This window comes from Streptomyces sp. NPDC060184 (assembly GCF_042728795.1).
Classification (GTDB): domain Bacteria; phylum Actinomycetota; class Actinomycetes; order Streptomycetales; family Streptomycetaceae; genus Streptomyces.
In genome coordinates this window covers 53227-65811 of record NZ_JBHWYX010000033.1, presented here as the reverse complement: position 1 = coordinate 65811, position 12585 = coordinate 53227, and the positions used below count along the sequence as shown (strand labels likewise).

The 12585-nt window shown below is 73.2% G+C and carries 15 protein-coding genes; 6 read left to right on the top strand and 9 right to left on the bottom strand.

Annotated elements, in window-relative coordinates:
- The first annotated feature begins 99 nt into the window (after window positions 1-99).
- Window positions 100-1623, top strand: a complete 1524-nt coding sequence (locus ACFWEE_RS21985) for a S8 family serine peptidase (protein WP_386891373.1) — start codon at window positions 100-102, stop codon at window positions 1621-1623.
- A 62-nt stretch (window positions 1624-1685) separates the two neighbouring features.
- Here ACFWEE_RS21985 and ACFWEE_RS21980 read toward each other — a convergent pair whose 3' ends face one another.
- The 4 genes from ACFWEE_RS21980 to ACFWEE_RS21965 all read right to left on the bottom strand — a co-directional run bounded on the left by ACFWEE_RS21980 (window position 1686) and on the right by ACFWEE_RS21965 (window position 5217).
- Window positions 1686-2729: a zinc-dependent alcohol dehydrogenase family protein gene (locus ACFWEE_RS21980; RefSeq protein WP_386891371.1), complete on the bottom strand. Its 1044-nt coding sequence runs from the start codon at window positions 2727-2729 to the stop codon at window positions 1686-1688.
- A 19-nt stretch (window positions 2730-2748) separates the two neighbouring features.
- Entirely contained in the window at window positions 2749-3456 is a 708-nt protein-coding gene (locus ACFWEE_RS21975; RefSeq protein WP_386891369.1) for a lysoplasmalogenase, read from the bottom strand.
- A complete protein-coding gene (locus ACFWEE_RS21970) occupies window positions 3453-4355 on the bottom strand; it encodes a sterol desaturase family protein (protein WP_386891367.1) in 903 nt (300 codons plus the stop codon). The genes ACFWEE_RS21975 and ACFWEE_RS21970 overlap by 4 nt, the downstream gene beginning before the upstream one ends.
- Before the next feature lie 139 nt (window positions 4356-4494).
- Window positions 4495-5217 (bottom strand): VIT family protein, encoded by a 723-nt coding sequence (locus ACFWEE_RS21965; RefSeq protein WP_386891366.1) that lies wholly within the window; start codon window positions 5215-5217, stop codon window positions 4495-4497.
- A gap of 105 nt (window positions 5218-5322) precedes the next feature.
- On the opposite strand from ACFWEE_RS21965, the gene ACFWEE_RS21960 reads away from it, so the two are divergent.
- The 5 genes from ACFWEE_RS21960 (at window position 5323) to ACFWEE_RS21940 (ending at window position 10102) form a co-directional block, all read left to right on the top strand.
- Window positions 5323-6303, top strand: coding sequence for a DEDDh family exonuclease (locus ACFWEE_RS21960; RefSeq protein WP_386891364.1), 981 nt, complete (start codon window positions 5323-5325; stop codon window positions 6301-6303).
- A gap of 69 nt (window positions 6304-6372) precedes the next feature.
- Entirely contained in the window at window positions 6373-6606 is a 234-nt protein-coding gene (locus ACFWEE_RS21955; RefSeq protein WP_136320436.1) for a hypothetical protein, read from the top strand.
- Window positions 6607-6666: 60 nt separating this feature from the next.
- A complete protein-coding gene (locus ACFWEE_RS21950; RefSeq protein ID WP_386891362.1) occupies window positions 6667-7473 on the top strand; it encodes an SURF1 family protein in 807 nt (268 codons plus the stop codon).
- A gap of 75 nt (window positions 7474-7548) precedes the next feature.
- Window positions 7549-9342 (top strand): glycoside hydrolase family 15 protein, encoded by a 1794-nt coding sequence (locus ACFWEE_RS21945; protein ID WP_386891360.1) that lies wholly within the window; start codon window positions 7549-7551, stop codon window positions 9340-9342.
- Between the two features lie 4 nt (window positions 9343-9346).
- On the top strand, window positions 9347-10102 hold the full coding sequence (locus ACFWEE_RS21940; protein WP_386891358.1) for an SDR family oxidoreductase: 756 nt from the start codon (window positions 9347-9349) through the stop codon (window positions 10100-10102).
- Window positions 10103-10124: 22 nt separating this feature from the next.
- Here the strand turns inward: ACFWEE_RS21940 and amaP are convergent, their stop codons facing one another.
- The 5 genes from amaP to ACFWEE_RS21915 form a co-directional block, all read right to left on the bottom strand.
- Entirely contained in the window at window positions 10125-10703 is a 579-nt protein-coding gene (gene amaP, locus ACFWEE_RS21935; RefSeq protein ID WP_386891357.1) for an alkaline shock response membrane anchor protein AmaP, read from the bottom strand.
- A gap of 3 nt (window positions 10704-10706) precedes the next feature.
- Window positions 10707-11420, bottom strand: coding sequence for a DUF6286 domain-containing protein (locus ACFWEE_RS21930; RefSeq protein ID WP_386891355.1), 714 nt, complete (start codon window positions 11418-11420; stop codon window positions 10707-10709).
- Window positions 11417-11770 carry an Asp23/Gls24 family envelope stress response protein gene (locus tag ACFWEE_RS21925; RefSeq protein WP_386891353.1) on the bottom strand — a complete coding sequence of 118 codons (354 nt, stop codon included), beginning with the start codon at window positions 11768-11770 and terminating at the stop codon, window positions 11417-11419. Before ACFWEE_RS21925 ends, ACFWEE_RS21930 begins: the two co-directional genes overlap by 4 nt.
- Window positions 11767-11958, bottom strand: a complete 192-nt coding sequence (locus ACFWEE_RS21920) for a hypothetical protein (protein ID WP_386891352.1) — start codon at window positions 11956-11958, stop codon at window positions 11767-11769. The genes ACFWEE_RS21925 and ACFWEE_RS21920 overlap by 4 nt, the downstream gene beginning before the upstream one ends.
- Before the next feature lie 108 nt (window positions 11959-12066).
- Window positions 12067-12552, bottom strand: coding sequence for an Asp23/Gls24 family envelope stress response protein (locus ACFWEE_RS21915; protein ID WP_386891350.1), 486 nt, complete (start codon window positions 12550-12552; stop codon window positions 12067-12069).
- Window positions 12553-12585 lie beyond the last annotated feature (33 nt).

The window sequence follows — 12585 nt, the reverse complement described above, 5'->3', positions numbered from 1 at the left end:
GTTGATGCGTGGCGATGATCGACGCTAACTTCACTGGTCATGTACCCGACCAGACACGCAAGGTGTCCGGCCGGCTGATACGGATGATGTGGAGAACCCATGGCTCATCTGGCATCCAGGCGCGTACGTGCAGTCGCGCTGCCCGTAGGAATCGCGCTCACCGCTTCCCTCGGCTTCCTTCCGGCCACCACCGCCTCGGCCGCGTCGGCCCCGGCCGTGTCGCTAGACGGCCCGAAGCTCAGTTACGTCGTGAACACCGAAGGCAGTCACAAGACCGTCGAGCAGGTCGAGAAGGCCATCACGAAGGCCGGCGGCACGATCGTCGTCTCGTACGACCAGATCGGCGTCATCGTCGTCCACTCGCAGAACCCCGCGTTCGCGGAGACCATCCGCAAGGTGCGCGGTGTCGAGTCGGCCGGCGCCACCCGCACCAACCCGATCGTCCCGCAGGCGACGACCGACGTGGGCGCGGCGGCACAGCCGCTCACGGCGGCGGAGGCGGCCGGCGCGGCCGAGGGGGCGACCGCGTCGCAGGACCCGCTGGAGCCCCTGCAGTGGGACCTGCCCGCGATGAAGGCGGACAAGGCCCATGAGATCACCCTCGGCAGCAGGAACGTCACGGCGGCCGTGATCGACACGGGCGTCGACGACACCCACCCGGACCTGGCGCCCAACTTCGACGCGGCGGCCTCCGCCAACTGCGTCTCCGGCGCCCCCGACACCACGCCCGGTTCCTGGCGCCCCGCCGCGGGTGAGAGCGACCACGGGACCCACGTGGCCGGCACGATCGCCGCGGCGAAGAACGGGATCGGCGTCACGGGCGTCGCCCCGGGCGTGAAGGTCGCCGGGATCAAGGTCGCGACCTCGGACGGGTTCTTCTACACGGAGGCCGTCGTCTGCGGCTTCGTCTGGGCCGCCGAGCACGGTGTCGACGTGACGAACAACAGCTACTACACCGACCCGTGGCTCTACAACTGCAAGAACGACCCCGACCAGGGCGCCCTGGTCGAGGCGCTCGGCCGGGCCACCCGTTACGCCGAGGGCAAGGGCGTCGTGAACGTCGCGGCGGCCGGCAACTCCGCCGAGGACCTGGCCGCCAAGACGATCGAGGACTCGACGAGCCCCAACGACACCGTCACCGAGGACCGGGTCATCGACCCGCGCACCTGCCTCGACATCCCGTCGATGCTGCCGGGCGTGGTGACCGTCTCCGCCACGGGGGCGAAGGGCCTCAAGGCGTCGTACTCGAACTACGGTTACGGCGTGGTCGACGTGGCCGCCCCGGGCGGTGACTCGACGATCTACCAGAAGCCCGAGGCCCCGGCGACCAGCGGCCTCATCCTCTCGACGCTGCCGGGCGGCCAGTACGGCTACAAGGCCGGTACGTCGATGGCGACCCCGCACGTCGTGGGCGTCGTGGCCCTGATCGAGTCGAAGCACCCGCACGCCTCGCCCGCCGCGGTGAAGGCGCTGCTGGCCCTGGAGGCCGACGCCACCGCGTGCGGAGCCCCGTACGACATCGACAGCGACGGCACCGTCGACGCGGTCTGCAAGGGCGGCAAGGCGTACAACGGCTTCTACGGAGCCGGCAACGCGGACGCGCTGGACGCGGTCCGCTACTGACGACGCCCGAACGCGGGGGCCCGGAGCGCGTCGGCGCTCCGGGCCCCTCCGGCGTCCGTTCCCTACGGCTTGACGAGGACCTTCAGCGCGGTCCGCTCGTCCATCGCCTTGTATCCGGTGGGCACCTCGTCCAGGCCGACCGTCAGGTCGAAGACCGGCGAGGGGTCGATGGTGCCGTCCAGCACGTCGGGGAGCAGCTCGGGGATGTACGCGCGGACCGGGGCGACCCCGCCGCGCAGGGCGACGTTGCGGTTGAACATGTCGCCGAGGTCCAGGCCGGTGCCGCTGCCGTGCGGGACGCCGACGTAGCCGACCGCCCCGCCGTCGCGGGCGATGCCGAACGCGGTCCGCATGGACTGCTCGGTGCCGACCGCCTCGATGACGCTGTGCGCGCCGGCGCCGCCGGTCAGCTCGCGCACGGCGGCCACGGCCTCCTCGCCCCGCGCCGCGACGACGTCGGTGGCGCCGAAGGCCCGCGCGATGTCGGTACGGGCGGTGTGGCGGCCCAGCGCGATGATCCGGTCGGCGCCGAGGCGCTTGGCGGCCATGACGCCGCAGAGGCCGACCGCGCCGTCACCGACGACCGCGACGGTGGAACCGGGCTTCACCCCGGCGCCCACGGCGGCGTGGTGGCCGGTGCCGAGCACGTCGGAGAGGGCCAGCAGCGCGGTGAGCAGCCGGTCGTCGGACGCGGCCTCGGCGGGGAGCTTGACGAGGGTGCCGTCGGCGAAGGGGACCCGGACGGCCTCGCCCTGGCCGCCGTCGGAGCCCTCGGAGCCCCAGAACCCGCCCTGCGGGCAGGAGGTGTGGAGGCCGTCGGCGCAGTAGGCGCAGGTGCCGTCCGACCAGACGAAGGGGGCGACGACGAGGTCGCCGGCGGTGAAGCCGGTGACGTCAAAACCGGCCTGCTCCACGACGCCGAGGAACTCGTGGCCGATGCGCTGGCCGGGCTTGCGGGCGGACTCGCCCCGGTAGGCCCACAGGTCGCTGCCGCAGATGCAGGCGCGCAGCACCCGGACCACGACGTCGGTGGGCTGCTGGACGACCGGGTCCGGCACGTCCTCCACCCGGATGTCGTGCGGGGCGTGGATGACGGTGGCGCGCATGTGGGGGTCCTTGCTGGTTTCAGGCGGTTTCAACCTTTCCACGGTACGCCCTGGCCCGCGTGGGCCTCCCGATGCCCCCGAGTGCTCCGGTGGTCAGCAGGAGCTGGGCGGCGAGGTAGGTGAGCATGACGAGGACGTCGTGGCCGGGCGGCTGCGGCCAGCCGGCGACGCCGGTGGCGATCAGGGAGTCGGAGAGCAGGAAGAGCGCCCCGCCCGCGGCGGCGTGCCGGCCGAGGGCGCCGGAGCGCCAGGCCATGGTGGCGAGCAGCAGGCTGTACCCGGCCATCGGCAGGCGCATCCCGGCCGGCAGGTCGCCCCACATCGCCACCAGGACGGCGGTGAGCAGGGCCGCGTAGGCGCCGCCCGCGACCCGCGGGGCGGGTGCCCGGCCGAAGAGCCGGAGGTAGCAGAGGTGTCCGGCGGCGAAGGAGCCCATGCCGAGGAGGAAGGCGGTGTCGTGGTCCACCATCAGGGCCACGTCGCCGCCCCATCCGAAGAGGAGCGCGGCGACGAGCCACCGGGGTCCGCCCCGGACGGCGGCGTACGCGGCGAGCAGCGGCATCAGCAGCGGCTTGGCGAGGAGGTGGGCGGTGTCCGCCCCGGCCAGCAGCCCGCCCAGGTCGACGGCCGACACGAGGAGGTATCCGGCGAGCAGCAGGGACGCGATCCGGCCGGCCCGCGCGTGGCGCGTCCTGCCCTCGGGGCGGGCTTCCGCGCCGCCGGTCATCCGGTGGTCCCGGCGACCGGAGGGTGCTGCGGGGGCGCGGCTGTGGCGGGGGCGGTGGTGGAATGTGCGGCGGGCTGCCACCCGGGGCCGCGGAAGACCCGTCCGGCGCGCTCGCTCCAGCTCGTCGCCGCGCGGACGTCCCGGGCGATCGCCGCGTACTCGTGGGTGGCGACGCGCAGCGGGTTGTGGGTGGCGATGTTCTTGGTGAGGCCGTAGACGGGCCGTTCGGTCTCCTCGGTGAACGATCCGAAGGCCCGGTCCCAGAGGATCAGGATGCCGCCGAAGTTCCGGTCCAGGTAGCCGCCCTGGGAGGCGTGGTGCACCCGGTGGTGGGAGGGCGTGTTGAGGACGTACTCGAAGGGCCGGGGCAGTTTCCCGACGCGTTCGGTGTGCACCCAGAACTGGTAGACGAGGTTGGCCGACTGGCAGAAGGCGAGCGCGGCCGGGTGCACTCCGCAGGCGACCAGCGGCAGGTAGAAGGGCCAGACGGTCGCGGAGGTCCAGGGCTGGCGCAGCGCGGTGGTGAGGTTGAAGTTCCGGCTGGAGTGGTGGACCACGTGGCACGCCCAGAGCAGGCGGACGACGTGGTGGCCCCGGTGGGACCAGTAGTAGAGGAAGTCCTGGGCGAGCAGCATGAGCAGGACCGTCCACCACAGGACGGGGACCCGCAGCGGGGTGAGCTCGTACAGCGCCGTGTAGACCGCGACGACCGGGATCTTCCACAGCAGGTCGAAGCCGAGCGAGCCGAGCCCCATGGTCACGCTGGTCGCCGCGTCCTTGGCGTCGTACCCGGCGGCGTCCTCGTCGGGATGGAGGCGGTAGCTGATCATCTCGACGACGGTGAGCAGGACGAAGGCCGGCAGGGACCACAGCACGACATCGGGCAGGTTCGGCTCCATGCGACGACGTTAGGGCCGCCGAAGGGTGGTCGAACAGATGTTGTTACCACCAAGTAAGCAGGGTCAACCACCCCTGATGTTTGGTGAGTTCCTCCAATGCGGCCCGGGTGGTGTCCGGCGGATCAAGGTCGGACACCACCTACGCCCCGGCCATCCCCAGCAGGGTCCCCGCCGCGTAGGTGACGCCCATCGCCACCGCTCCCCCGCCCGCGTTGCGCAGCACCGCCGGGCCCACCGGCGCGTCGCCCAGGCGGGCGCTCCACCAGCCGGTCGCGGTGAGGGCGACGAGCACCGACACCACGGTCACCAGCAGCCGGTACGAGGGCGGGGGCAGCACGATCGCGAGCAGCGGCAGCAGCGCGCCCGCCGTGAAGGCGAGGAAGCTGGCGCCCGCCGCGTGCCAGGGGTTGGTGAGCTCGTCCGGGTCGATGCCGAGCTCCACCTCGGCGTGGGCGCGCAGCGCGTCGCGCTCGGTGAGCTGGAGGGCGGCCTCGCGGGCGACCTCGCGGCTGAGGCCCTTGCCCTCCAGGAGGTCGGTCAGCTCGACGAGTTCGGCCTCCGGTTCGTCCCGCAGTTCGCGGCGCTCGGTGGCGAGGGCGGCCTTCTCGGAGTCGCGCTGGGTGGAGACGGAGACGTACTCCCCGGCGGCCATGGACATCGATCCGGCGAGCAGGCCGGCGAGTCCCGCCGTCAGGAGCGCGCTCCGGTCGCCCGTGGCGCCCGCCACACCGACGACGAGGCCGGCGGTGGAGACCACCCCGTCGTTGGCTCCGAGGACGGCGGCCCGCAGCCAGTTCAGCCGGGTTCCGAGGGCCCCGTCGTGGGGCTCGTCGTGCCCGTTTCGGGGCTGGGTCTCCGTCACCTCCGGATCGTCTCACCGCACGAGGCGCGGGAGGGAGGACCCGTACCGCGTCGGCGTCCGGGACGCGGCCGAATAGGGGACTGTCGGTCGGGGCCCGTATTCTCTGTGACCATGCTCGACGACCGTCAGACCGCAGCGCCGTGGCCGGCCGCGTATCCCCAGGGGTACGCGGTCGTCGACGTGGAGACCACCGGCCTCGCCCGCGACGACCGGATAATCTCCGCCGCCGTCTACCGCCTGGACGCCCGGGGCGAGATCGAGGACCACTGGTACACGCTGGTCAACCCGGAGCGCGACCCGGGGCCGGTGTGGATCCACGGTCTGACCTCCGAGATGCTCGAAGGCGCCCCGCTCTTCACGGACATCGCCGCACGGTTCTCGGAGTACCTCGCCGGCCGGGTGCTGGTCGCCCACAACGCCGCGTTCGACTGGTCGATGATCGCCCGGGAGTACGCCCGCGCCTCCGTGGTCGCCCCGGTCGAGCAGCGGCTCTGCACCATCGCGCTCGCCAAGGAGCTGCGGCTGCCGCTGCCGAACCACAAGCTCTCCTCGCTGGCCTCGCACTTCGGGGTGGTCCAGGAGCACGCGCACCACGCGCTGGACGACGCCCGGGTGCTGGCCGAGGCGTTCCGGCCGAGCCTGCGGGCGGCGGCGCGGGACGGGGTGCGGCTGCCGTTGCTGGAGTGCCGGCCGCTGACCGAGTGGTCGGACTCGCCGGTCCGGCCGAAGATCGGCCACCAGCCGTCGTACGGGCAGAACAGCTGGCGCCCCGCGCGGAAGCGGCCGGCCTGCCCGTACCCCAACCCGGGGCGCTACAGCCCGGACCGGCCGTTGATGCAGGGCATGCGGGTGGCGTTCTCCGGGGACACCTCGGTCGACCGCGAACTGCTGGAGGACCGCGCGGTGGAGGCCGGACTCCATGTGGCGACGAGTGTGTCGCGGCTCACCAGCCTGCTGGTGACCAACGACCCGGACTCCGCGACCTCGAAGACGGTCAAGGCGAAGTCGTTCGGTACACCGGTGGTGGACGAGGCGGCCTTCACCCATCTGCTGCGGGACGTGGCACCGGCTTCACCACCGGCATAGGAGTGAACCGGCGGCGACTCGCCCGCCGCCCGCTCGCCCGCCGCGCGCCCGCGTCCCACCCTGTGGCGCATGGCACGTTGTGAGGTTTGCGGAAACGACTACGGGATGTCCTTCGAGGTGCACGCGCAGGGCGCGGTGCACGTCTTCGACTGCTTCGCCTGCGCCATCCACCGCATGGCGCCGATCTGCGAGCACTGCCGGGTGCAGGTGATCGGGCAGGGCGTCGAGGTGGACGGACACTGGTTCTGCGGCGGCCACTGCGCCCGCGCCGAGGGGAAGGCGGGCATCGTGGACAAAGTGTGACGGGCCCGACGGACCACCCCAGCGTGACGCACCCCATGACCCCGGTTGTACGGTCATGGGGTGTACCGCTTCCTGTTGACCCGGCAGTGGGTGCTCGTCACCCTCCTCGTCCTCGTCCTGATCCCGACCATGGTCGAGCTGGGCTTCTGGCAGCTGCACCGCCACCAGCACAAGGTCGCGCAGAACGCGTTGATCGCGCGGAACCTCGCGGCCGATCCGGAACCGGTCCAGCGGCTCACGTCGCCCGGCCACACGGTGCCCCGCGCGGACTACTGGCGCACGGTCAGCGCCCGCGGCACCTTCGACACCGCCCACGAGGTCGTGGTGCGCCGCCGCACCTCCGACGACGGCCGGATCGGGGTGCACGTCCTCACCCCGCTCGACCTCGACGGCGGCGGCACCGTCATGGTGAACCGCGGCTGGGTCGAGTCCGCCGCCGACCAGGAGGCCTTCCCCGACGTGCCGGCCGCCCCGAAGGGCGAGGTCACCGTCACCGGGCGCCTGATGGCGGACGAGACGACGGGCACCAGCGGCATCAAGGACCTCAAGGGTCTGCCGGACCGCCAGGTGATGCTGATCAACAGCGCCCAGCAGTCCGCGCTGCTCTCCCGCCCGGTCCTCGGCGGCTACATCGAGATGACCGCGCCCGAGGCGGCGGGGAACTCTCCCGAGCAGATCGCCACCCCCGACCACGACTCCATCGGCCCGCACATGGCGTACGCCGTGCAGTGGTGGCTGTTCGCCGCCGCCGTCCCGGTGGGCTGGACGGTCCTGGTGCGCCGCGAGAGGGCCGATCGGGCCGAGGCGGCGGCGAAGGCCGCCGGGGCCGCGGGCGGCGCCGAGGAGCCGGAGCCCGCGCACGCGTGAAGCGCGCGCCGGGCCGTACCCACCCGGTCGGCCCGGCCTGCTTAGCAACAGCCCCCTTCGGGAAAACGCAACTGCGTGACTCAACGTATCGAGGACTACGCCCTCATCGGCGATCTCCAGACGGCCGCACTCGTCGGCAGAAACGGTTCCGTCGACTGGCTCTGCCTGCCCCGCTTCGACTCGGGCGCCTGCTTCGCGGCGCTGCTGGGCGACGAGGACAACGGCCACTGGCGGATCGCGCCCGAAGGCACCGCCGCGTCCGACACCTGCACCCGCCGCGGCTACGCCGGTGACTCGCTCGTCCTGGAGACGTACTGGGAGACCCCCACCGGCACCGTCAAGGTCATCGACTTCATGCCGATGCGCGACAAGTCGCCCGACGTGATGCGGATCGTCGAGGGGGTCAGCGGGAGCGTCGAGATGAGCTCGGTGCTGCGCCTCCGCTTCGACTTCGGCTCCATCGTGCCGTGGATGCGCCGCTCCCACGGCCACCGGGTGGCGGTCGCCGGTCCGGACTCGGTCTGGCTGCGCAGCGACCCGCCGGTCAAGACGTGGGGGCAGCAGTTCAGTACGTGCTCCTCCTTCACGGTCGCCGAGGGCGAGCAGGTGGCCTTCGTCCTGACCTGGCACCCCTCGCACTCGCCGCGCCCCAAGCTGATCGACCCGTACAAGGCGCTCAAGCACACCCTGAAGGACTGGGCGAAGTGGGCGGAGACCTGCGCGTACCGGGGGAAGTACCGGGACGCGGTGGTCCGGTCGCTGATCACGCTGAAGGCCCTGACCTACCGGCCGACCGGCGGGATCGTGGCGGCCCCGACCACCTCGCTGCCCGAGGAGATCGCCGGCGTACGGAACTGGGACTACCGCTACTGCTGGCTGCGGGACGCCACGCTGACCCTCGGCGCGCTGCTCGCGGTCGGTTACCTGGACGAGGCGGCGGCCTGGCGGGACTGGCTGCTGCGCGCCGTCGCCGGAGACCCGGCCGACCTCCAGATCATGTACGGGCTCGCCGGTGAGCGCCGGCTGCCCGAGACGGAGCTGCCCTGGCTGGCCGGGTACGAAGGCTCCCGGCCGGTCCGCACCGGCAACGCGGCGGTCCGTCAGCTCCAGCTCGACGTGTACGGCGAGGTCATCGACTCCCTCCGCCTCGCCCGGGACGCCGGTCTGACCGACAAGCCGCACGCCTGGAACCTCCAGCTCAGCCTGCTCGGCTTCCTGGAGTCCACCTGGCGCGAGCCGGACGAGGGCCTGTGGGAGATCCGGGGCGAGCGGCAGCACTTCGTCCACTCGAAGGTGATGGCCTGGGTCGCGGCGGACCGGGCGGTGGCCTCCCTGGAGTCCGACCCCTCGCTGCCGGGCGACCCGGACCGCTGGCGGGCGATGCGCGACGCGGTGCACGCCGAGGTGTGCGAGAAGGGGTACGACCCCGTGCGGAACACCTTCACCCAGTCGTACGGGTCGAAGGCGCTGGACGCGGCGACGCTCCTCATGGTCCGTACGGGTTTCCTGCCGCCGGACGACCCGCGGATCGTCGGCACGGTCGACGCGATCCGCGCGGAGCTGGGCAGTGACGGCCTGGTCCGCCGCTACAGCACCGAGGGGGCGTCGGTCGACGGGCTGCCGGGCGAGGAAGGGGCTTTCATCGTCTGCACCTTCTGGCTCGCGGACGCGCTGCTGCGGACCGGGCGGGCCGCCGAGGCCGAGGAGATCTTCGAGCGGCTGCTGGAGCTCCGCAACGACGTGGGCCTGCTGGCCGAGGAGTACGACACGGTGGCCGGCCGTCAGCTCGGGAACTACCCGCAGGCGTTCAGCCACATCGGCCTGGTGAACACGGCGGTGGCCCTCGCCGGGGAGGAGGCGGCAGGATAGGGCCATGGATCTTGGACTGAAGGACCGCGTCTACGTCGTCACCGGGGCCAGCCGGGGGCTGGGCAACGCCGCGGCGACCGCCCTGGCGGCGGACGGCGCGAAGGTGCTCATCACCGGCCGGGACGAGAAGAGCGTCACGGCCGCCGCCACCGCACTCGGACCGGACGCCCTCGGCGTCGCGGCCGACAACGGCGACCCGACGGCCGCCCGGATGATGCTGAACACCGCGAAGGAACGGTTCGGCCGACTCGACGGGGTGCTGATCAGCGTCGGCGGCCCGCCGCCCGGCACCGCCGCCGGGAACACCGACGAGCAGTGGCAGTCGGCCTTCGAGTCGGTCTTCCTCGGCGCGGTGCGCCTGGCCCGCGCGGCGGCGGCCGAACTCGGCGAGGGCGGGGTCATCGGCTTCGTGCTCTCCGGATCGGTCCACGAGCCGATCCCCGGCCTCACCATCTCCAACGGGCTGCGCCCGGGGCTGGCCGGTTTCGCCAAGTCCCTGGCGAGCGAGCTCGGGCCGCGCGGCATCCGGGTGATCGGGCTGCTGCCCTCGCGGATCGACACCGACCGGGTGCGCGAGCTCGACGCGCTCTCGGGCGACGCGGAAGCGGCGCGGGCCGCGAGTGAGGCCGGCATCCCGCTGCGCCGGTACGGCACGCCCGAGGAGTTCGGGAAGACCGCGGCCTTCCTGCTCTCCCCCGCCGCGTCCTATCTGACCGGCGTCATGCTGCCGGTGGACGGCGGTACCCGGCGCGGGTTCTGAGCCCGGACCGCGTACCGCTCCGTCAGGTGACGCGTTCCGCGCGGTGCTTGACGGCCTTCAGCAGCACCTCGGCCGGCAGCTCGTCCAGTCCGGCCGAGGCGCGGGCATGCGCCAGCGCCTCGTCGGAGAGGCCGCGGAGCGCCTCCGCCGGGACGGCGTGCGGTTCCAGCCGCATGCGGACGCGGGCCTGGGGGGCGGTCCGGCGGCCGGTCAGCGCGACCTGGGCGCGGGCGACTCCGTCGAGGCCGCCCGCCTCCGCGGCGAGCACGCCCTCCAGGGCCCGGCCCCGCAGCAGCGCCCCCTCGCCGTCGCCGCTGTCGACCAGCACCTCGGCGAGCCGGGCCCGCCGCAGCTGGGCGAGCAGCCACCACAGGGCGAGGACGACGAGCACGGCGAGAATCGCGATGACGGTCGGCCACCACCAGCTCTCGTCGCGCCAGCGGCCCCGGTCCGCGTCGCTGAGCAGCACGTCGGACTTCCCGCTCCACGGGAACCAGGACGGCACCGCGGCACCGAGGCCGGTGGCGAGCACGGTGCCGCCGACGACGACGAGGATCAGTCCGGCGAGGGCCAGCAGGACCCGGTTGACCGTGCGGAGCATGGCTCATCCCTTCCTGGCGGCCCGGTGGACGCGCACGGTCAGCTTCGGCGGTTTGGCGAGGCCGAGTTCGGCGATGGCGGTGGTGAGCGCGGACTCCAGGTCGGCCCGTACCTCGCCGAGTTCCCGGAAGTGCGAGACGGCCCGGACGGCGGCCTTGCGGCGGCCCGACCTGACGCGTACGGACTGCACCCCGGACACCTCCTGGGCCCGGTCGCGCAGGACGAGGGCCGCGGCGGTCCGGTCGAGGGCCGCGTGCACCCCGCCGTGCCTGCGGCTCATCGTCAGCAGGGAGCGCAGCCCCGGGGTGAGGGCGAGGAGGAGGAGCCACAGCCCGAGCGCGGCGGCGATCCCGGCGCCGGTGAGCACCCAGACGTCGTCGAGGGAGCGCTCGGCGAGGCCGTCGGCCAGGGAGCGCCGCCACCTCATCGCCGGGTGGTCGGCGCGTACGGCCGCCACGTCGTAGAGGAAGAGCCCCGAGGCGCCGAGCACGACGAGCGCCAGGAGCGCGGCGGGGACGCGGCGGGCCGACCAGAAGCGTCCGGCCCGTCCGCGCACCGGCTCCTCCGCCGCGGGGACGGGCCGGTACGTGGACGAGGAGGCGTTGCGTTCGGGGCCGAGCGGCTCCGGCGCGACGACGGGGAGCCGCCGGGTGCTGTGCTCCGGGTCGTCCGGGCCGTCGGGGCCGTCCGGGCCGCCGGGGTACCGGGGCTCGCTCACCGGAGCCTCCCCTGTCCCGAGGAACCCGTCGCCGCCGAGTGCAGGCGTTCGATCCGTACGGCCACCTCGGGCACCTCCATCCCCGCCAGCGTCCTGACCCGTTCGGCCACCTGCCGGCGTACGGCTCCGCACTGGCGGCCGATGTCACCGGGGTAACCGAGTTCCAGGCTGACGTGTACCCGCGCGGAGTCCCGGTGAACGGTGACCGAGGCATTGGGCGGGGAGCCGTCCTGGGGGACCTCGTCGATCGCCTCCCGGGCGGCCTGCGCCGCGATCTTCGCGACGACCCGGTCGGCGATCCGGGTCTCGCCGCGCTCCGCCGCGGGAACCGGGCCGGTCACCGGGGTCACCGTCGCCGGTCGTCGCGCTCGCGACTCCGGAAGAAGTCGCCGGGTTCCCAGTCGCCGTCCAGGAAACGGCCGGCGACGAAGCCGACCGCGCCCAGTGCGGCGACCAGCAGAAAGGCACCGAATCCGCCGAAGTACCCGGCGAACCCGAGCGCCATGCCGGCCACCATGCCGACCACGGCCATGCTCATGCTGACTCCTCAACTCCCTCGACGCACAGGGGTAAACGGACCCGTTGGGCCGGCGGTCCGCCGGGCCACGGGGCGTGATGGGCCGCCGGGCGCACGGTGCGGCCCGGTCTACTGGACCCGGGAGGAGGACCCGTCGTCCTCGTCGTCCTCCTCGTCGGGCAGCTTGACGTCGCTGACCGCGATGTTGACCTCGACCACTTCGAGCCCGGTCATCCGCTCCACGGCGGCGACGACGTTCTCGCGGACGTCGCGGGCCACCTCGTGGATGGCCACGCCGTAGTCGACGACGATCTCCAGGTCGAGCGCGGCCTGCGATTCGCCGACCTCGGCCTTCACCCCGCGGGCGGGCGACTTGCCGCCGCCGCCGGGCACCCGGTCGCGCATGGCGCCGAAGCTGCGGGAGAGCCCGCCGCCCATGGCGTGCACGCCGTCGACGTCGCGGGCCGCCAGCCCGGCGATCTTCTCGACGACCCCGTCCGCGATCGTGGTGCGTCCGCGGGTGCCGGCGTCGCCGCCGCCGCGCTTGGTCAGGCTCCTGCCGCGGTCTTCGCCCGAGGCATCCGGGCCGGGGCGCTGCGTGGTTGTCTCACTCATGGCCGCTCATCCCTTCGATGGGGCAGGGGTGTA